Origin of the sequence: Sphingomonas sp. AP4-R1, assembly GCF_013113735.1 — a bacterium.
Classification (GTDB): Bacteria; Pseudomonadota; Alphaproteobacteria; order Sphingomonadales; family Sphingomonadaceae; genus Sphingomonas_I.
Genome location: NZ_CP053346.1, coordinates 1,316,072 through 1,335,267, shown reverse-complemented (window position 1 = coordinate 1,335,267; position 19,196 = coordinate 1,316,072). Strand labels below are relative to the sequence as shown.

Sequence of the window (19,196 nt, the reverse complement as noted above, 5' to 3'; positions counted from 1 at the left end):
CGCCGTCATTCCCGCGAACGCGGGAACCCAGCTGCCGAACGGTGGAGCTGGGTTCCCGCGTTCGCGGGAATGACGAAAAGACGGCGCGCGCGCGGATCACTCCGCCACTCCCGGCGCCAAGGGGGCGGGCGGGGCTTCCAGCGGCAGCTCGCGCTGCTGCGCCTTGCCGCCCCAGCGACGCGACAGCGCCTCGAACTGGAGGAAGATGACGGGCGTGGTGAACAACGTCAGCGCCTGGCTCACGATCAGGCCGCCGGCGATGGCGAGGCCCAGCGGCTGGCGCAGCTCCGCGCCCATGCCCGATCCGAAGATCAGGGGCAGCGCCGCGAACAAGGCCGCGAAGGTCGTCATCATGATCGGGCGGAAACGCAGGCGTGCCGCCTGACGGATCGCCGTATCGGGATCGCGCCCTTCCTCGCGCTGCGCCTCCAGCGCGAAATCGATCATCATGATCGCGTTCTTCTTCACGATGCCGATCAGCAGCACGATGCCGATGATCCCGATCACGCCGAGATCATTGCCCGTGATCCAGAGCGCGAGCAGTGCGCCGACGCCCGCGGACGGCAAGGTGGACAGGATCGTCAGCGGATGGACGAAGCTCTCATAGAGCACGCCCAGCACGATATAGACGACCACGATCGCCGCCAGGATCAGCCACACCTCATTCTGCAGGCTGGCGCGGAACGCATTGGCCGCGCCGAGGAAGGTGGTAGTGATCGAGGCTTCGGGCACGCCGATGCGTTTCTCCGCCGCCGTGATCGCATCCACGGCGTGGCCGAGGCTCGATCCGCGCGCGAGATCGAATCCGATCGTCGCCGCCGGGAACTGCGCCACGCGCGTCACCTGCAACGGGGCCGTGCCCTCCACGAAGCGGGCGACCGTGGAGAGGGGCACGGAGGTGCCGCTGGACGTGGGCAGATACAGCTGGGCCAGCATCTGCGGATTGGTCAGCATCCCCGGCTGGCTTTCCAGGATCACGCGATACTGGGTGGTCTGCGTGAAGATGGTCGAGATGATGCGCTGGCCGAACGCATTGTAGAGCGCGCTGTCGATCGTCGCGACCGAGATGCCCAGCCGCGCCGCCGTGTCGCGATCCACCTTCACGGTCACCGCGCGCCCGTCATTCTGGATGTCCGACGTGATGTTGGCGAGTTCGGGCAAAGTCTGGAGTTCGGCGATCAGCTTCTTCGCCCAACCCTGTATCTGGTCCTGATCGGCGCCCTGCAGCGCGAAGCGATATTGGGTCGGCCCGCCCTCGGCATCGATCGTCAGATCCTGCACGGGGCGGATATAGAGCATGACGCCCGCCACATCGTGCGCGCGCTGCTGCAGGCGACGGATCAGCCGCGTCTGATTGGTGGGATGCTCGTCCTTCAGGTTGATGAGCATCCGGCCCTGATTGAGCGCGGCATTCTGCCCGTCGACACCGACATTGGAGCTCAGGCTGTCGACGTCCGGATCCTGCAGGATCGCATCCGCCACCTTGCCCTGCAGTTCGGACATGGCGGTAAAGGAGATGCCCTGTCGCGTCGCGATCACGGCCTGCAGCTGGCCGGTATCCTGCACCGGGAACAGGCCCTTGGGGATCATCACGAACAGCAGGGCCGTGACCGCCACCGAACCCGCGAACACCAGCAGGGTGAGGCCCTGACGCAGCAGCACCCAATCCAGCCAGCGCGAATAATGGTGGCCGATCATGTCGAACCACTGGATCGTCTTTTCGACGAAATGGGGTCGCTTCGTCTCCGCCTCGCTCTTCAGCCAGCGGGCCGAGAGCATGGGCACGAGCGTCAACGCCACTACCGCCGAGATCAGGATCGTCACCGCCAGCGTCACCGCGAATTCGCGGAACAGACGGCCGACCACGTCGCCCATGAACAGGAGCGGGATCAGCACCGCGACGAGGCTGACCGTAAGGCTGATGATCGTGAAGCCGATCTCCTCCGCGCCCTTCAGCGCGGCGGCGAGGGGCTTCATCCCGTTTTCCAGATGGCGCGCGATATTCTCGGTCACGACGATCGCATCGTCGACGACGAAGCCCGAGGCGATCGTGAGCGCCATCAGCGTGAGATTGTTCAGGCTGTAGCCCAGCTGGTGCATCACCGCGAACGTGCCGATGATGGAGAGCGGCACGGCGATGGACGCGATCACCGTCGCCTCCATCGATCCCAGGAACAGGAAGATGGCGAGCGTGACCAGCACGACCGCGAACACCAGTTCCATCTGCACATCGTGCACGGAAGAGCGGATGCCGGTGGTGCGATCGGTGAGCAACGTCACATGCACGTTGGCCGGCATGGTCGCTTCGAGATCGGGCAGCACCGACTTGATCATGTCGACCGTGCCGATCACGTTCGCGCCCGGCTGGCGCTGGACGTCGACGATGATCGCGGGCTGGCGGTTCATCCACGCGCCGATGCGGGTATTTTCCGATCCGTCGATCACGTTGGCGACATCGCTGAGGCGAACGGGCGCGCCGTTCGTGTAGGCGATGACGAGATCCTTATAGTCCTTCGCGGTGGCGAGCTGATCGTTCGAATCGATCGACCAGCTGCGCGTCGGCCCGTCGAAGCTGCCCTTGGCGCCGTTGACGTTGGCTGCAGCGATTGCGGTACGCAGCGTATCGAGCGAGAGGCCGCGCGTGGCGAGTGCCTGCACATTGGCCTGGATGCGGACGGCGGGGCGCTGCCCGCCGGACAGCGAAACAAGGCCGACGCCGGAGATCTGCGCGATCTTGTTGGCGATGCGCTGATCGACCAGATTCTGCACTTCGGCGAGCGGACGGGTGGCGCTGGTGACGCCCAAACTCAGCACCGGCGCGTCGGCAGGATTGACCTTCGCGTAGATGGGCGGCGCGGGCAGATCGGCGGGCAGCAGCGTGTTCGCCGCGTTGATCGCCGCCTGAACCTCCTGCTCGGCCACATCCAGCGTGAGATCGAGATTGAACTGCAGCGTGATGACCGACGCGCCCGCCGAGGAGACGGAGGACATGCGCGACAGGCCCGCCATCTGGCCGAACTGGCGCTCCAGCGGGGCGGTGACGGTGAGGCCCATCACGTCGGGGCTCGCGCCCGGATAGAGCGTGCGAACCTGGATGGTGGGATAATCCACCTGCGGCAGCGCCGAGACGGGCAGGAACTTATAGGCGACCAGACCCGCGAGCAGGATCGCGATCATGAACAACGTCGTCGCGACCGGCCTCAGGATGAAGCCGCGCGAGGGATTGGCACGGCCGGAGCCGACCTCGACCAACTCCTCCTGCGGGGCGTGCACGGGCGCGTTCATGCGCCCGAGCCCGCCCGCCGGCACACGATCACGGCGACGCGCAGGATCACTGGCCGGCGCTTTCCGTGCGGCGGTGACGACGCTCGCCGCCCTCGCCGCTGGCATTGCCCTGCGCGCCCGCGGCAGACGGCGCGCCGTCCGCGCCGCCCTTTGCCGACGAACCGCCGAACAGCCAGGAGAACCAGCCGCTCTTGCGGTTGCGGCTGAAATCGGGGCGCGCATCGCCGGGCAGGATCACGGGCGATCCGTCGTCCAGATTGTCGGCGCCCTCGGTGATCACCGTCTCGCCGATCTTCACGCCCGAAAGCACGGCGATGCGCGTGCCGGCGGACGGGCCCGTCTTCACCAGCGCGAGCTTGGCGGTCTTGTCCTCCTGCAGCGTGAAGACGAAGTCGCCCTGCGCGCCGTGGCGCACGGCCGAAACGGGCACGGTGGCGACGCCCTTCAGCGTATCGGACACCAGCACGACGTTCACGAACTGATTGGGGAACAGCTTCCCATCGGTGTTGGCGAAGCGCGCCTTGGCGCGGACCGTGCCGGTGGTGGCATCGATCTGGTTGTCGAAGGTCAGGAAGCTGCCTTCGGCCAGCACCGTCGTGCCGCCCTGATCCTTGGCGGTGACGGGCAAGGCCCGGCCGCCCGTGCGGCGCGTGAGCAACGTCTGCAGATCGTCCTGCGGCAGCGCGAACGCCACGTCGATCGGAGTGGTCTGCGTGATCACGGCGATGCCGGCCGTGTCGCCCGGCGTCACATAATTGCCGATGTCCGCCTGACGCAGGCCGATGCGGCCCGACACCGGCGCGGTGATCGACGTATATTGCAGGTTGAGCTTCGCCGTGCCGATGGCGGCGCGATCGGCCGCGACGGTGCCCTCATATTGCTTGAGGCTGGCGGCCTGCGTGTCGACCTCCTGCCGGGCGATCGAATCCTGCGAGAGCAGGGTCTGGTATCGCTTGAGCGTCACCTGCGCGAGATTCAGCTGGGCGAGATCGCGCTCCAGATTCGCCTGCGCCTGGCTGAGGGCGAGGCGATAGGGGCGCGGATCGATCTGGGCGAGGAGCTGGCCCTTCCGGACCATCTGCCCCTCGGTGAAATCGATCGTGAAGATGTTGCCCGAAAGCTGCGGACGCACCGTGGCGGTGACGATCGGTGTGACGGTGCCGATCGCGGCGATCGTCTCCGGCATGTCCGCCGCCGTCACCTTCTCGGTGCCGACCGTCGCGGCCTGACGGCGCCCGCCGCCGAAACCGCCGGGGCCACCGGGACCGCCAGCGCCACCGCGCGCGCCGGCCGCGCCGGCGCCGCTACGCGACGGCTGACCGCCGCTGCGCGTGAACGCCCAGGCGAGCAACGCTATCACGACGAGGACGACGACCACGATCCAGGCGTTGCGCCGCGAATGCGGCGATCGGGCCACCGGCTCCTCCCACTGATCTTCCATCTATCACCTTCGTACCGGGCACTGCGGATGCAGGCTGCCCCCTTTGATTGTCGGAACCGTCGAAAGATTGCAGCGCTGTAACGCGAGTGGACGCAAGGTACGAATAAAACCGCTTCAACCTGCGCACAAAATCCAACCTTTTTGAACAGACGCTGACCGACGGGTCCGAAACGACCGATATCAGCCCAGGGGATCGCGCGTTACCCACGCACCCCTGCGGCGGACGACCAGCCCATAATAAAGGATCGAGACGGCGATCTGTATCCCGGTGGCGATCAGCCCTGGCCGCCCCTCTTCCGGGTCCAGCCAGCTCGTCCAGACGACATAAGCGAGCGCGATCAGCGTCAACACCGGCGCCACGGGAAAGAGCGGCATCCGATAGGCGGCGTGCGCCGTGGCGCCCGTCCGCCGCCCGACCAACGCCGCCAGAGCGATGGCGGCATAGGTGAGGACGAGACCCGCGCCGCTCAGCACGAGCAGCAGATCGAGCGGGACGAGGCAGCAGACGAGGCTCACGCCGCCGATCCCCAGCGTGGCGATCCATGGGCTGCCGAGCCGGGGGTGGATCAGCTGCAACCGGATATCCAGCCGGCCACCCCACACACCATCCCGCGCGGTGGAATAGAAGAATCGGGCGAAGGCGAGAATCGAGACGATCGCCGCATTCACGATCGCGATGGCGACGCCCGCCGCCACCCAATCGCCCAGCGCCCGCCCACCGCGCGCCGCGACGAGCGCGCCGAACGGATCCTCTCCCGTGAGGAAAGCCGCCAGATCGGGCGTGCCGACGATCGCCGCCGCGACGGGCAGGATCTCGGTGGCCAGCGTCAGGCAGAGCGCCGCCAGAACCACGCGGCCGATGCGGCGCGGCGCATCGCGCATATCCTCGCCGAAATAGACCGCCATGCCATAGCCGTTGAGCGCGAAGATCGCGATCGTCGTGGCCGTGCCGATCGCGGCGGGCGTGGCGGCGACGAGCCCCGCTCCGCCGGGCATCCGCGGATGAAGAAGCAAGGCGACGGGATCCTGCACCGGCGCGATCAGCCCCGCCCAGCAGAGCGCCGCCAGCGCCAGCAGCTCCACCACGAGGAAAAGGCCAGTGACGAGCGCGTTCGTCCGGATGTTGAGCAGCCCGCAGCCCGTGGCCAGCGCTATCAGAGCGAGCGCCACCGGCGTCTGCGGCAGGCCGGGAATCACGCGCGCCAGCACATCGCTCACCCCCAGCGCGACGACGGGCGTGAAGATCAGATTGTTGATCACGTTCACGCCCAGCACGACGAACCCCGCCATCGGCCCCAGCGTGCGCGCGACCATCACATATTCCCCGCCCGCGATCGGCCAGGCGGAGGACAGCTCGGCATAGACATAGGCCGTGGCGACGCAGACGATCGCGGCGATCAGCAATGCGATCAGCGCGCCGGATCCGGCCACGCGCAGCATCCCCGGCACGATCACGAAGACGGAAGAAGCGGGTGTCGTCGCCGAGAGCGTGAGGAACAGCACGCCCGCCACGCCCAGCGAGCGCGGCAGGCCCGGCAGACCATGCGGCACGGGCGGAAGCTTGTGCGGCTCGACCTGCATCAGCGGGCGTACACCGCCCATTGCGCCACGCGTCTGCCCACTCTTTCGCTTCGCCCCATCGTCCCCGGCTCCGCCTGCGCGTCAGCCGATGTCGGTCAATCCTCCGGTGCGCGCGCGCAACTCTAGCGCAAAACCTTCCGGCCGATAGTCGGCGCTGATCTCGCCGCCGAAATCGGCCGGCAGCACCCGCTCGATCAGGCGCGATCCGAAGCCGCGACGCTTGGGCGGCGTCACCAGCGGACCACCCTCCTCCCGCCAGCGCCAGCGGAAGGGACCGTCGGCCGCGCGCAGATCCGCATCCCAATCGACCACGATCCTGCCGCCGGGCGCCGACATCGCGCCATATTTGGCGGAATTGGTCGCGAGTTCGTTGACCGCGAGCGCGAGCGACAGCGCCTGCCGCCCACCAAGCGGGACGGACGGCCCGGCGAGGACAACGCGATCCGGGGACGGAACGTGCGCCGCCAGCGCGCGCCGGACGACATCGCTCAGCGGCGCGCCGAACCATTCGCTCTGCGTGAGCGCTTCATGCGCCGCGCCGAGCGCCGCAAGGCGCTGATCGAGCAGGCGATGCGCCTCCTCGCCGTCGAGCGAACGGAAGGTCTGATGGGCGATGGACTGGAACACGGCGAGCGTGTTCTTCATCCGGTGCGCGAGTTCGTCCGCCAGCAATTTCGCCCGCGCGCCCGATTCCACCGCGTCCGTCGTCTCGATCACCGTGTCCAGCATGCCCTGGACCACGCCCTGTTCGTCGCGGATCGGGCTGTAGCAGAAGGTGAACCAGGCCCGCTCCGGACCGGCACCGCGCTCAACCTCCAGCGGGAAATTCTCGATATAGGTCGATTCGCCCCGGAACGTGGCGGCGATCATCGGCGCGAGATCGGTCCAGACCTCCGCCCACACGTCCGAAAAGGGCCGACCCAGCGCATCCGGCTTGCGGCCGAGGATCGGCAGGAAGGCATCGTTCGGAATGGTGACGAGGCCCTCACCCCAGACGATGCATTGCGGAAAGCGGGAATCCAGGATCGTCGCGACGAGGGTCTTCAGCCCGGCAGGCCAAGCCTCGGGCGGACCCAGCGCGGTATCTTCCCACGCAAATGCGCGAATGGCGGCACGCATCACGCCATCATGCTGGGGGAAATGATGCGGCGCCTTCACATGATCCTTCCCTGTCACCGCCGCCCTATCGGCAGGCGCGCCCGCTTCAGGCCGAACCCCTCAGACGCAAAACCGCCGAAATCGTTCCTTGGCCGTGCCGATCGCATCGCCCGGCATGTGCGCCCCGAAAGGCGGGGCGGCGGCATCACTCGGCCGCTTCGGCCGCCTGCTCCGGCGTCGCCGACAGCTTGGTCAGCGGCCGCACCACCTGATCGACCATCGGCAGCGGATCGATCGCCTTGCCCTGCGTATCGATCTTCAACGCCTCGAAGCGCTTGGCCTGCGTCAGCACCTGGCTTTCCAGCGAGCCGACGAAATCATTGTAGGCGCCGGTCGCCTGATTGAGGTTCTTGCCCAGCCGGGTGACGTGATCGCCCATCTTGGAAAGGCGCGCATAGAGATCCTTGCCCAGCTTGCCGATCTCCTCGGCCTGCCGCGCCAGCCCTTCCTGCCGCCACATGCCCGCCATCACCTTGGCCAGCGCCAGCATGTTGATGGTGGAGGCGATGATCACGCCCGAACGGAAGGCCTGCTCGATCAGGTCCGGCGCGCGCTCGGCGGCGGCGGACAGGAAATGCTCGCCCGGCACGAACATGATCACGAAATCGGGCGAGAGATCGAACTGGCGCCAATAGCCCTTGCGGCCGAGATCGGCGGCATAGGCCTTCATCGCATCGGCATGCTTGAGGAGGAGCGCGGCGCGGACCGTTTCGTCTTCCTCGTCATAGGCCTGCTCGAAATGGACGAGCGGGCATTTGACGTCGACGACGATCGTGCGGCCGCCCGGCAGATTGATCACGCAATCGGGGCGCAGCTGGCGCTCGCCATCGGTGATGCTGGTCTGGAGCGAGAAATCGACATTCTCGGTCATGCCCGCCGATTCGAGGATCGTGCGGAGCTGCTCCTCGCCCCAGCGGCCGCGATGCTTGGGGCTGGAGCGCAGCACGTTGGTGAGCCGCGCCGTCTCGCGCCGCACCACCTCATTGCCCTGCGACAGCTGCGAGACGGCTTCCTTCAGGCCGCCATAGGCCTCGTCGCGCGCCTTCTCGATCGCGCCGAGCTTCTCGTCATATTGCTTGAGCGTCGTTTCGACCGGCTGGAGCAAAGCCTTCAGCTGCGCCTCGCTCTTCTCGCCCGCCTGCGCGAAACGCTGGTCGGCGCGTTCGAGGAACTGCTTCTGCGCGTCGCCCAGCGCTTTGCCCGCCAGATCGCCGAAGCGCTTGTCGAGATCGGCCATCTGCGCGGCATGGGCCTGCGCGCGCTCGGCCTCGCCGCGCTCGAACGCGGCCTTTTCGGCGGCGAGCCCCGAGGAGCGTGCCCGCTCCGCGCCCAGCGCCTCCTCCAGCGCCTCGACCCGGCCGGCGACCGCGCGCGCCGTCGCCAGATCCAGCCGCGCGGCATCGCGCTCGCCCCGGAAGGCGTCCCGCTCGCGGGTGAGCCCGTCGACCATCAGGCGCAGCGGCGGCAACTCGGCGGCGCTGCGCTCGGCCGCCGCCAGCGGACCGGCACGCAACAGCCAGCCGATCGCCGCGCCCAGCGCCAGAGCCGCCACCGCGACCAGAACCACCACCATCGCCGACATGCACGCCTCATCCGGAACAGAGCGCGAACTTGCCTTGGGCGCGGATCAATTGCAAGCTGGCAGGAACGGCGCGCCGGCCTCATGGTTGGGTCGGGAGACGCCGCGCAGAAGGAGAGCGCTCTATGTCCGTCCGCAAGATGATCGGCCTTCACCCCAAGGTCGCCGGCCATATCAACGAGCCGCTGGCGCTCGCCGCCAAGCACGCCATGTATTGCGCGCTGTTCTGCACCTCCTGCGCCGACGCCTGCTCGGCCGAACCGATGGACATGAGCCAGTGCATCCGCACCTGCATGGACTGCGCCGACGTCTGCACCGCCGCCGCGAAGGTGGCGACACGGATGACGGGGGACGACGATGCGATGGTGCGCGCGGTGCTCACCGCCTGCATCGAGGCGTGCATGCTGTGCGCCGCCGAATGCGACAAGCATGACCATGAGCATTGCACGCTCTGCGCGACGATGTGCCGCGAATGCGCCGACGATTGCCGCGAGGCGCTGGCGACGCTGCACTGAGAGAGTGTTTGAGAACGCGCCATTCGGCGCGTTGCGACACTGGCCCACTCCCCACCCGGCCTCCCACAGAGTAAACTGATTGGGAGGCCGGATGGGGGAGTGGGCCGGTGCCGCCTCGAAATGCGCTCTTCCGCGCATTTTCAAACGACCTCTAGCAAAACCACCGCCATCCTGACGAAAGTCGGGATCCAAATCGGCGGCTCAGGCCAAGCGTGGAGTGAGTCGAAACGTGGATCCCGACTTTCGTCGGGATGACGGCGGTATTCAGATTACGCCGCGCGCTTCATCCGGCGGGCCTTTTCCAGCTTCTTCATCACCATGTCGCGCTTCAGCTTCGACAGGTGATCGATGAAGAGGATGCCCTCGAGATGGTCCATCTCGTGCTGCAGGCACGTGGCGAGCATGCCTTCGATCCGCTCGTCATGCGCCACGCCCTGCTCGTCCAGCCAGCGCGCCTGGATCGCGACCGGGCGCTCCACGTCCGCATATTGATCGGGCACCGACAGGCAGCCTTCGTTGTAGACCGAGAATTCCTCGGCCGGCTCGCTCAGCTCCGGATTGATGAACACGCGCGGATTGCGGATGCGCTCGCCATCCTCGCCCTCGTCTTCCTGAAGATCGATCACGAGGATGCGCTTGGGCACACCGACCTGCACGGCGGCAAGGCCGATACCCGGCGCGTCATACATCGTCTCGAACATGTCGGCGATCAGCGCGCGCACCCCGTCATCCACCGTTTCGACGGGGGTGGAAATCACGCGCAGCCGGGGATCCGGTGCCTCCAGGATGGGACGAATGGACATCGGCCTCATTTATGCGCTGTCCCTGACGCCTTCAAGCGGCCGCTTTCGATCAGCATGATCGCTGTTTGCGAAACGCGCGGAAGAGCGCATTTCGAGGCGGCACCGGCCCGCTCCCCCACCCGGCCTCCCAACCAGTTTACTCTGTGGGAGGTCGGGTGGGGAGCGAGCCGGTGCCGTCATGCGCCGATAGGCGCATCTCCACAGGGAAGAGGATTTCGATGTTGGACCGGATTTTCACATGGATCGCATCGAAGATCGCCTTCGCCACCGGCCAGCCGCTCGCCTTCGTCATCGCGCTGGGCCTGATCGCCCTGTGGGGGCTGACCGGCCCCGTCTTCCATTATTCGGATACGTGGCAGCTCGTCGTGAACACCGCGACGACGATCGTGACCTTCCTGATGGTGTTCCTGATCCAGAATAGCCAGAATCGGGATGCGGCGGCGATGCAGGCCAAGCTGGACGAGCTGATCCGCGCTCTGGCCGATGCGCGCGGCCAGTTCATCGGCATCGAGCATAAAACGGAGCGGGAAATCGAGAAAATCCGCGCAGATCTGGAAAAAGAATGCGAAGATGAACAGCTCGAATCTCCAGAAAAACCAAGTAGTGACCGCTTTCTCGAAAATCTTCTCCGACGTCGTTGACGGCATGGCAAAAGTGGCGGTTTTCCGCGAACCATTTGGTACATTCCGATAAGTTGTCGCTATCGCTGGATTTTTATCCCGATCCGATCCATCACTTAGTCGCGTATTAACCATTCCGGCCTAGAGAGAAGCCAGCAAAGAGTGACCTTTGCACTCTATTTGGCTTTTTTCCGGGAGATTCGGAAAATGTATCATCTGCGTATTGCCACCTTGTTGGCCGGATGTTGTTTCGCTGTTGTCAGCCCAATTCATGCCGCGACCATCACCTTCACGGGCGCGGTGGCGAATACGTGCGTGATCAACATCTCCACGCCGGGCGTGCTGGCCATGTCCACCACCGGCACGACGCTGTCGTCGGAAGAGACGCTCGGCACGAACGCGATCCTCGCCGTGATCGCCACGGGCACGGCGCCGCAGCTGCAGTTCACCGCGCCGACGCTGGGCGGCCCGGCGGCCTCGATCGCCGCCGCGACGACGCAGATGGCCTACACCTCGCCCGGCGGCGCCGCGCAGGCCTATACGCCGAGCGCGTCGAACTACACGATGAACCGGCTGCTCGACACGGTCACCGTGAAGGCGAAGGCGACCAACACGGACGGCTTCGCCAGCGGCACCTACACCGTCACCTCGACCGTGACCTGCCAGCAGTGAGCGGGATGCTGTCCCGCAAGGCCCTGGCCCGCGTGGCACTGGGCACCGCAGCCATACTGGCGGCCTCATCGGCCGCCGCCGTCGGGCTCGGTCCGCTCGTCCTGCAGGGCGTGATCGACGGCCCGCGGGAAGGCTTCTCGCTCGAACTCTACAATCCCTATCCGGAGGCGACCGACTTCGTTCTCTATCCCGTGGGGCTGGACGACGAGACCGCGCAGGATCGGGTGGCGATCCTGCCCGCCGAGGTGCAGCTGGGCAGCCAGCGCAACCGCCGCATCCTGGTCGTCGCGACGGCGCTGGCGGCCGGCGAGACCTACAAATTCCGCGTCTGCGCCCAGCGCAAGACGCCTCCCGAAGGGGTGATGATCAATGCCCGCGTGTGTTCGAAAATTACTGCTCGCCGCGTCGGCTAGCGGTCTTGTCGTAGGCGGCCTCGCGGCGCCCGCGCAGGCGGGCACGAGCGGCGTCTATCTGCCCCCCGCGCCTACCGGATCCGGCGGCGAGGATTCGATCGAGACCTCCGGGGGCACGCGCTGCCGCCAGAGCATCAATTCGAGCGGACCTTATGTGGATCTGGGCGTGGCCGGCACGACCAGCAGCACGCGCGACCGGAACAACCAGTCGTCGATCCTCTATGCGGATCAGGCGCCCAACGAGGCGACCGCCTATGCGCGCATCACGATCCCGATCGGCCGCAAGCCGCAGCGGATCGATTGCAGCCAGGTGTTCGAACTGGAAGTGGCGCGCCTGAAGCGCGAGATCGAGCTGCTGAAGCTCGGCGTCCAGTAAATCCCCGAATCCGCCCGTAGCGTAGCGTAACCGCTCGCCCGTGGCGCCGCTGTTGCCGGCGCCTGCGAGCATCCGATCATCGAAACTTGCCTTGCCGGGGTGTGGCTCCCTATCTCTGCGGCCACTTTTCGCGCTTCAAGAGGCCTTCGATGACCGCCGTCCATTCCACCCGCATGCTGATCCTCGGATCGGGCCCGGCGGGGCTTTCCGCCGCCATCTACGGCGCGCGCGCCGGCCTCGCCCCGATCGTGGTGCAGGGCCTGCAGCCGGGCGGGCAACTGACCATCACCACCGATGTCGAGAATTATCCCGGCTTCCGCAACGTGATCCAGGGCCCGTGGTTGATGGAGGAGATGCAGGCGCAGGCCGAGCATGTCGGCGCCACGATGATGTGGGACACGATCGTCGAGGTCGATCTTTCCGAGCGCCCCTTCACGCTGAAGGGCGACGGCGGCGCCATCTACAAATGCGACACGCTGGTGATCGCGACGGGAGCGCAGGCCAAGTGGCTGGGCGTGCCGGGCGAGGCCGAACTGGGCGGCAAGGGCGTCTCCGCCTGCGCCACCTGCGACGGCTTCTTCTATCGCGGCAAGAAGGTGGCCGTGATCGGCGGCGGCAACACCGCCGTGGAAGAGGCTTTGTACCTTACCAACCACAGCCATGACGTGACGCTGATCCACCGCCGCGACACGCTGCGCGCCGAAAAGATCCTGCAGGAGCGTCTGTTCAAGCATCACGCCATCTCCCCCTTGTGGAACAAGGAAGTGGTGCGCTTCGTGGAGGGCGAAGGCGCCGCCGGCCTCGTCGCGATCGAACTGCGCGACACGGTGACGGGCGCAATCAGCCAGCTGGAGACCGAGGGCGGCTTCGTCGCGATCGGCCATTCGCCGGCGACGGCCGTGTTCCAGGGCACCGGCCTCGACCTCGACGCCGAGGGCTATATCGTCGGCCGCCCCGGCACGAGCCTGACCAACATTCCCGGCGTGTTCGCGGCGGGCGACGTGAGCGACAAGATCTATCGCCAGGCGATCACGGCGGCGGGCACGGGCTGCATGGCCGCGCTGGACGCCGAACGCTTCCTGCAGGCGGCCGATTATCCGGTGGCGGAAGACGCGGCCGCCGGCCATCCGGTGGACCCGGCGATCGAACACGCCGAGTAACAGGAACGGAGGGGCGGCCGCCGTGCCGTCCCCCACCCTCCAACCTGCGCTAGCGCGTCCCCAGTGCGGGCCTGACGGGCGCCGTGCTGATCCGGGCGCCTGCGGTTTGGTCTCTCTGGCCGAACATGCTAGACGCCCGCGCATCGTCGGCAATCTGCAATAAGCGCCGACGGCTGAGAGACGATGTGCTCCCGCTTATCCTGCCGGGAGTTTCCATGTCGCGAGCCCTCAACATCGATGCGACCCACGATCACGTCATCGCCACCTGCACCAAGCTGGGCGCGCCGATCAGCGTGATCGAGACCCTGCCCAGCGGCATCATCCGGCTGGTGCTGCGGAATGCCGACGCCGCCGCCATCGTCGCCCGCGCCTACGGCAAGAATATCGTGAACGGCCCGGTGGCGCGCACGCCGCTGGCGCTCGCCTCGCGCGGCGTGCCCGTTACCCAACGCTAGGTTCGGCGTCGGCGCCCGGTCTGCCGGGCCGCCGCGACATCCCCGCGCACGACGGGAAGACGTTCCAACAGGCCTATCATCCGGCGCCGACGGGCGCCCCTTGGCGGGAAGCCATCGTGCTCATCGATTCTGTCGACATTCCGGGCGGCGGCCAGCTGCATTTGTTCCGCAGCGGCCAGGACTATGAGATCGTCTATGGCCGCGAACAGCTCATGGGCAATTGGGCGACGCAATCCGAACGCGCTTTGGCCACTCTGGTCTGCGAGCGGCTGGGCGATGACGCGCGACGCCTGCTGATCGGCGGGCTCGGCATGGGCTTCACGCTGGCAGCGGCCCTCGCCGCGGCGCCGGCCCATGCCGTGATCGACGTGGTCGAGCTCGTTCCCGGCGTCGTCGGCTGGGCGAGGAAGCAACTGGCGCATGTCGTCGGCCAGTCTCTGGCGGACCCCCGCGTCTCGCTGACGGTGGGCGACGTGCATGACGTGATCGATCGCCATTCCGATACGTATGACGCGATCCTGCTGGACGTGGACAACGGGCCCGACGGGCTGATCATCGTGGCGAACGAGCGCCTCTATTCCAATTGGGGCCTGCGCGCGGCCTATGCCGCTCTGCGGCCGGGCGGCATCCTCGCCATCTGGTCGGCCTATCCCGATGCGACTTTCGGCCCGCGACTGGGGAAGTGCGGCTTCTCGGTTCAGGAAATCGCGGTGGATGCCGGCGATACGAGAGATCCGCAGCGGCACACGATCTGGCTGGCCAGCAAATCCGATTGATTCCGGATATCGGCCCTCAGCATTTGCCCGGAGGACTGAAACCGTCTGGCGCCTCCTCTCCGCCATGAAGGCGAAGAGGAGGCGCCGTGCCCGACATCAGAACTCGAACGCGAACGTCCCGAAGAACTGGCGGGGCGCCGAGGAGTGGAACACGACGATCGAGCCGCTGGCATCGTCCGGCGCGAACACGCTGCTGTCGAAGTTCGACGCATAGCGCTTGTCCGTCAGGTTGGTGACGTTCAGCGAGAGCTTCGCGCCCTTGAGCGGGCCGACCTTGCCGAAATCATAGCCGACGCCCAGATCCATCGTGACATAGCCGCCGAAGCTCTGGTCGTTCGTGTAGGTGTAATAACGGCGGCCGGTATATTTGCCCTGCAGCGATCCGAAGAAGCCGTCCTTCTTCAGGCTCAGCACGCTGGAGACCAGCTCCTTCGGCGTATCGACCTGCTGCTTGCCCTTGGTCTGCTTGATGACGCAGGTGGTGGTGCACCAGTTCAGATCTTCGTCATAGGTCGACTTGTTGTACGAGACCGAATTGTACCAGTTGATCCAGGGCAGCGGCTTCCACAGCACGCCCAGCTCGACGCCCCGGCTGGTGACGCCGCCGGCATTGTGGAAGCTGTTGCCGCAGCCCGGATTCTGCTGCTGGTTGGTCGGGCAGGGATTATACTGCAGCAGGCGGTGGTTGAAGTTCACGTTGTACGCGCTCAGCGACACCTGCAGATGGCTGCTGACATAGCGGTAGCCACCCTCGACGCTCTTCGAGATTTCCGGCTTCAGCGTCGCGCCCTGCGCATCCCACACGGCCTGCGACACGGACTGCGGCCCGAGTTTGAAGCCGCCCTGATACATGGCCATATTCTCGGCATAGCTGGCGAAAACCTCGTGGCCGTTGCCGATATTCCAGCGCGCGCCGACCTCCGGCAGGAAATGATCCTTGGCGACGAGCGTGCCGGTGGCGAACTGCGTGGAGGCGGGCGGCGGCGTCTTGGAGAAACCGGGCTCCGCCTGCGCGGCCGAGCGGGAATAGGTGCTCTTGAAGCCGAAATCGATGCTGAGCGCATCATCGAAGAAGCTCGCCGTATCCTGCACGTAGAATTGGCGCGTCTTCCAGTTGGTCTCCTGGATCCACTGCGCCGTCTCCGGCTGCCCCGACAGGAAGCTGGCGAGGCTGGACGGGCCCTTCACGCTGGTGCGGATGTAGCGCGAGGCGCTGCTGACATTGTCCTCCATCCAGAAGCCCGCCTCGATCCGGTTGAAGCCGAGCGCCCAGCTCACATGACCGAGCACGCCGGAGCGATCGATCGTGTAGCGCGTGTCGCGGATCTGGACGGGCAGATCGTCCGCCGTGGTCGTCGTGCCCTGGTTCGACAGGCCGGTGATGAAGTTGTTGCCGGCGCCCTTGTCGGTGTGGCGATAGGCCTGCAGGTGCGCGCTCAGCCCCTTGGTGAACGAATAGTCGCCCGCCACGTAGAACAGCTCGTCATTGCGCAGGATCTGGCCGTTGGTGAAGGTGACGTCCGCATTCTTCTGCGGCGAGGGCGCGGCGGCGCACTTGGTGGGCGTCGTCGTCACGGTGCAGGCGGCGACGCCGATATAGGAATTCCAGTCCGGCGCATAACCGGCCCAATCCCAGCCGAGGCGGTTCAGCATGTCCTTCGACAGATAGGCGTCGTCGGCCTGATTGGTGCGCGACACATCACCGAAGGCGGTGAGCTTGCCGCCGTCGAACGCGTAGACGAGCTTGCCGTTGAACTGCTTGCCGGTCGACTTCTTGTAAGCGCCCTGATTCACGAACAGATCCTGTTCGGTATATTGGCCCGAAATATAGGCCGACAGGCCGGCATGATCGCCCGTATCGAGGCGCAGGAATCCGCGCTTGCTCGCCGCGCTGCCGAAAGTGGCGCTGCCCTCGATCCCCAGATCCTTCTTCGGATCGCTCGACTGATAGATGAGCGCGCCGCCGAGGTTGCTCGTCGAGGCGATGCCGAGGCCGGCGATGCCGGTGGCGAGATCGGCGCGGCCGAGATTTTCGGAGATCAAGGCGCGGCTGATCGTGAGGCCGTTATAATTGTTATAGGCGCCGTCGCCGAGCGGCATGCCGTCCAGCGTGTAGCCGAGATGGGTGGTGTTGAAGCCGCGCACCTGCAGCGTCAGCGACTGTTCGTTCACGCCCAGCGCGTCGATCGACTGCGCGCTGACGCCCGGCAGGAAGTTCAGCGATTTCTGGATGCTGGTGCCCGGCGGCAGCACGTCGAGGTTCGACGGCAGCAGGGTGGAGACAGAGCGCGTCTGGCCGCTGCCGACCACGACGATATCGTCACCCGCTTCGGCGGTGGAGGCATCGGCCGGAGCGTCTGCGGCAGCCGCAACCTCGGCATTGGCCTGCACGGCAAGCGTCAGGCACATGGCGCTGGTCAGCGCGAAAGCGAGTGTCTTCAAGATAGGCCCCCATCGACGAGGCCCGCGACGACATCTTGTCTTCTGCACCAGCCTTCGTGGGGGGCGCCTATTGCACGCGATTATGACAGTTTCGCTGCGCTTTCCGGTTCGTAAGGAAGCGTGGCCGCGATGCAACAATGCGACGCACTATCACCGGGAAAGCGACATTCTCCCACTACGGGACGTCGGTCTACGGATAGACCGCGTTCACAAAATAGAGGCCGTCCGGCGGGGCGTTGAGGCCGAGCGCGGCGCGATCGCGCGCGTCCAGCGCGGCCTTCAGATCGGCCGGGCTCCACTGCCCCTGCCCCACCAAAGCGAGGCATCCCACCATCGAGCGAACCTGATGATGGAGGAAGGATCGCGCGGCGGCCTCCACCAGCACCGCCTCGCCCTCGCGCCGCACGGAGAGGCGGTCGAGCGTCTTGACCGGACTGTCCGACTGGCAATGGGCCGAGCGGAAGGTGGTGAAATCGTGGAGGCCGACCAGGATCTGCGCCGCGTCGTGCATTGCGGCCTCGTCGAGCGGGCGGGCGATGCGCCAGGCGCGGCCGGCCTCCAGCGCGAGCGGCGCACGGCGATTGACGATGCGATAGAGATAAGCGCGGCCGAGACAGGAGAAGCGGGCGTGCCAGTCCGCCGGCACCGCCTCGCACGCCAGGATCGCGATGGGATGGGGCTTCAGCTTCGCGTTCAGCGCCTCCATCAGGCGGAAGGGCGCGATGTCCTTTGCGACATCGACATGCGCGGCCATGGCGGTGGCGTGGACGCCCGCATCGGTGCGTCCGGCGGCATAGACGGCGCTTCCCTCGCCGGTCACCGCGAAGACGGCCTCCTCGATCGCCTGCTGGACGCTGGGCCCGTGCGCCTGCCGCTGCCAGCCCATGAAAGGGCCGCCGTCAAACTCCACCGTGAGGCGGAAGCGCGTCATGCGAGGCGGGTGCCGGCCGGGATCGCGAAACCGCGCAGCAATTCGGCCACGGACATGGCGCCGCGCCCGGCCCGCTGGACGCGAGAGGGAGCGATCGCGCCCTCCCCGCACGCGACGGTCAGACGATCGTCGAGGACGGTACCGGGTTCGCCTGCCCCTTCAACGGGCGCGGCCTCCAGCACGCGGATGCGTTCGCCCTGCACCTCGAAGAAGGCGCCGGGGGCTGGATTGAAGGCGAGGATCTGGCGCGCGACCTGCTCGGCGGTCTGCGTGAAATCGATCCGCGCCTCGGCCTTCTCGATCTTGGTGGCGTAGGTGACGCCCTCTTCGGGTTGCGCGATCGGCGGGAAGGCGGCGAAATCGGCCAGCACCTCCACCATCATCGCGGCGCCCATGCGCGCCAGTTCGTCCGTGAGCGCGCCGGCGCTCTTGCCCGCGACGGGGGTGGGCCGGATCAGGCGCATCGGGCCGGTATCGAGGCCCTTCTCCATCTGCATGATCGTGACGCCCGTATCCGCGTCTCCGGCGAGGATCGCGCGCTGCACGGGCGCGGCACCGCGCCAGCGCGGCAGGAGCGAGCCGTGGACGTTGAGGCAGCCGAGCCGGGGCGCGTCCAGCACGGGCTGGGGCAGGATCAGGCCGTAAGCCGCGACGATCGCCGCATCCAGATCGAGCGCGGCGAACTCCGCCTGCGCCTGCGGGTCGCGCAGGGTGAGCGGGGTGCGGACGGGCAGCCCCAGCGCTTCGGCGCGCTGGTGGACCGCGCCCGGACGCGGCGCCTTGCCGCGCCCGGCGGGCCGGGGCGGCTGGCTGTAGACGGCGACGATCTCATGCCCGGCGGCGACCAGCGCATCGAGCGTCGGCACGGCGAAATCGGGCGTTCCCATGAAGGCAAGGCGCATGGGGGGCGCTTAGAGGGTTCGGGCGCGAGCGTCATGCTGAAGTTGGTGGCCATACCCACCCATTTGGTTCGAGCCTGTCGAGAACCG

General features: G+C 66.8%; 17 protein-coding genes. 8 read left to right on the top strand and 9 right to left on the bottom strand.

Features of this window, described 5'->3' with window-relative positions:
* Window positions 1-96: 96 nt before the first annotated feature.
* The 5 genes from HL653_RS06565 to rmuC all read right to left on the bottom strand — a co-directional run bounded on the left by HL653_RS06565 (window position 97) and on the right by rmuC (window position 9,047).
* Window positions 97-3,285, bottom strand: coding sequence for an efflux RND transporter permease subunit (locus HL653_RS06565; RefSeq protein ID WP_171743810.1), 3,189 nt, complete (start codon window positions 3,283-3,285; stop codon window positions 97-99).
* Between the two features lie 46 nt (window positions 3,286-3,331).
* Window positions 3,332-4,726, bottom strand: a complete 1,395-nt coding sequence (locus tag HL653_RS06560; protein ID WP_171743809.1) for an efflux RND transporter periplasmic adaptor subunit — start codon at window positions 4,724-4,726, stop codon at window positions 3,332-3,334.
* A gap of 180 nt (window positions 4,727-4,906) precedes the next feature.
* Window positions 4,907-6,328 (bottom strand): APC family permease, encoded by a 1,422-nt coding sequence (locus HL653_RS06555; protein ID WP_253717635.1) that lies wholly within the window; start codon window positions 6,326-6,328, stop codon window positions 4,907-4,909.
* A gap of 60 nt (window positions 6,329-6,388) precedes the next feature.
* Complete coding sequence (locus tag HL653_RS06550) at window positions 6,389-7,483, bottom strand: sensor histidine kinase (protein WP_171743808.1); 1,095 nt, start codon at window positions 7,481-7,483, stop codon at window positions 6,389-6,391.
* 127 nt (window positions 7,484-7,610) lie between these two features.
* Window positions 7,611-9,047: a DNA recombination protein RmuC gene (gene rmuC, locus HL653_RS06545; RefSeq protein ID WP_171743807.1), complete on the bottom strand. Its 1,437-nt coding sequence runs from the start codon at window positions 9,045-9,047 to the stop codon at window positions 7,611-7,613.
* Window positions 9,048-9,169: 122 nt separating this feature from the next.
* Between rmuC and HL653_RS06540 the strand changes: the two genes are divergently transcribed.
* Complete coding sequence (locus HL653_RS06540; protein ID WP_171743806.1) at window positions 9,170-9,559, top strand: four-helix bundle copper-binding protein; 390 nt, start codon at window positions 9,170-9,172, stop codon at window positions 9,557-9,559.
* A 269-nt stretch (window positions 9,560-9,828) separates the two neighbouring features.
* Here HL653_RS06540 and def read toward each other — a convergent pair whose 3' ends face one another.
* Window positions 9,829-10,362 carry a peptide deformylase gene (gene def, locus HL653_RS06535; protein WP_171743805.1) on the bottom strand — a complete coding sequence of 178 codons (534 nt, stop codon included), beginning with the start codon at window positions 10,360-10,362 and terminating at the stop codon, window positions 9,829-9,831.
* 221 nt (window positions 10,363-10,583) lie between these two features.
* Here def and HL653_RS06530 point away from each other — a divergent pair, with 221 nt between their 5' ends.
* The 7 genes from HL653_RS06530 (at window position 10,584) to HL653_RS06500 (ending at window position 14,834) form a co-directional block, all read left to right on the top strand.
* Complete coding sequence (locus HL653_RS06530; protein ID WP_171746816.1) at window positions 10,584-11,003, top strand: low affinity iron permease family protein; 420 nt, start codon at window positions 10,584-10,586, stop codon at window positions 11,001-11,003.
* 186 nt (window positions 11,004-11,189) lie between these two features.
* On the top strand, window positions 11,190-11,654 hold the full coding sequence (locus HL653_RS06525) for a hypothetical protein (protein WP_171743804.1): 465 nt from the start codon (window positions 11,190-11,192) through the stop codon (window positions 11,652-11,654).
* A 5-nt stretch (window positions 11,655-11,659) separates the two neighbouring features.
* Complete coding sequence (locus HL653_RS06520; protein WP_171743803.1) at window positions 11,660-12,067, top strand: hypothetical protein; 408 nt, start codon at window positions 11,660-11,662, stop codon at window positions 12,065-12,067.
* Window positions 12,024-12,443 carry a hypothetical protein gene (locus HL653_RS06515; protein WP_171743802.1) on the top strand — a complete coding sequence of 140 codons (420 nt, stop codon included), beginning with the start codon at window positions 12,024-12,026 and terminating at the stop codon, window positions 12,441-12,443. Before HL653_RS06520 ends, HL653_RS06515 begins: the two co-directional genes overlap by 44 nt.
* Before the next feature lie 149 nt (window positions 12,444-12,592).
* Window positions 12,593-13,603, top strand: coding sequence for a thioredoxin-disulfide reductase (gene trxB / locus HL653_RS06510; RefSeq protein WP_171743801.1), 1,011 nt, complete (start codon window positions 12,593-12,595; stop codon window positions 13,601-13,603).
* Window positions 13,604-13,818: 215 nt separating this feature from the next.
* Window positions 13,819-14,058 carry a hypothetical protein gene (locus HL653_RS06505; RefSeq protein ID WP_171743800.1) on the top strand — a complete coding sequence of 80 codons (240 nt, stop codon included), beginning with the start codon at window positions 13,819-13,821 and terminating at the stop codon, window positions 14,056-14,058.
* Between the two features lie 116 nt (window positions 14,059-14,174).
* Window positions 14,175-14,834 carry a spermidine synthase gene (locus tag HL653_RS06500; protein WP_253717632.1) on the top strand — a complete coding sequence of 220 codons (660 nt, stop codon included), beginning with the start codon at window positions 14,175-14,177 and terminating at the stop codon, window positions 14,832-14,834.
* 96 nt (window positions 14,835-14,930) lie between these two features.
* On the opposite strand, the gene HL653_RS06495 is transcribed toward HL653_RS06500, so the two are convergent.
* From HL653_RS06495 to fmt, 3 genes are all read right to left on the bottom strand, one after another.
* Complete coding sequence (locus tag HL653_RS06495; protein WP_253717629.1) at window positions 14,931-17,276, bottom strand: TonB-dependent receptor; 2,346 nt, start codon at window positions 17,274-17,276, stop codon at window positions 14,931-14,933.
* 190 nt (window positions 17,277-17,466) lie between these two features.
* Window positions 17,467-18,207, bottom strand: a complete 741-nt coding sequence (truA, locus tag HL653_RS06490; RefSeq protein WP_171743799.1) for a tRNA pseudouridine(38-40) synthase TruA — start codon at window positions 18,205-18,207, stop codon at window positions 17,467-17,469.
* Window positions 18,204-19,109 carry a methionyl-tRNA formyltransferase gene (gene fmt / locus HL653_RS06485; protein ID WP_171743798.1) on the bottom strand — a complete coding sequence of 302 codons (906 nt, stop codon included), beginning with the start codon at window positions 19,107-19,109 and terminating at the stop codon, window positions 18,204-18,206. Before fmt ends, truA begins: the two co-directional genes overlap by 4 nt.
* Window positions 19,110-19,196 lie beyond the last annotated feature (87 nt).

What these genes read in the sequence shown, in the direction of transcription:
- HL653_RS06565 (WP_171743810.1), bottom strand. Translation starts at nt 3,285, where the DNA reads ATGAACGCGCCCGTGCACGCCCCGCAGGAGGAGTTGGTCGAGGTCGGC.
- HL653_RS06560 (WP_171743809.1), bottom strand. Translation starts at nt 4,726, where the DNA reads ATGGAAGATCAGTGGGAGGAGCCGGTGGCCCGATCGCCGCATTCGCGG.
- HL653_RS06555 (WP_253717635.1), bottom strand. Translation starts at nt 6,328, where the DNA reads ATGGGCGGTGTACGCCCGCTGATGCAGGTCGAGCCGCACAAGCTTCCG.
- rmuC (WP_171743807.1), bottom strand. Translation starts at nt 9,047, where the DNA reads ATGTCGGCGATGGTGGTGGTTCTGGTCGCGGTGGCGGCTCTGGCGCTG.
- HL653_RS06540 (WP_171743806.1), top strand. Translation starts at nt 9,170, where the DNA reads ATGTCCGTCCGCAAGATGATCGGCCTTCACCCCAAGGTCGCCGGCCAT.
- def (WP_171743805.1), bottom strand. Translation starts at nt 10,362, where the DNA reads ATGTCCATTCGTCCCATCCTGGAGGCACCGGATCCCCGGCTGCGCGTG.
- HL653_RS06525 (WP_171743804.1), top strand. Translation starts at nt 11,190, where the DNA reads ATGTATCATCTGCGTATTGCCACCTTGTTGGCCGGATGTTGTTTCGCT.
- HL653_RS06520 (WP_171743803.1), top strand. Translation starts at nt 11,660, where the DNA reads ATGCTGTCCCGCAAGGCCCTGGCCCGCGTGGCACTGGGCACCGCAGCC.
- HL653_RS06515 (WP_171743802.1), top strand. Translation starts at nt 12,024, where the DNA reads ATGCCCGCGTGTGTTCGAAAATTACTGCTCGCCGCGTCGGCTAGCGGT.
- trxB (WP_171743801.1), top strand. Translation starts at nt 12,593, where the DNA reads ATGACCGCCGTCCATTCCACCCGCATGCTGATCCTCGGATCGGGCCCG.
- HL653_RS06505 (WP_171743800.1), top strand. Translation starts at nt 13,819, where the DNA reads ATGTCGCGAGCCCTCAACATCGATGCGACCCACGATCACGTCATCGCC.
- truA (WP_171743799.1), bottom strand. Translation starts at nt 18,207, where the DNA reads ATGACGCGCTTCCGCCTCACGGTGGAGTTTGACGGCGGCCCTTTCATG.
- fmt (WP_171743798.1), bottom strand. Translation starts at nt 19,109, where the DNA reads ATGCGCCTTGCCTTCATGGGAACGCCCGATTTCGCCGTGCCGACGCTC.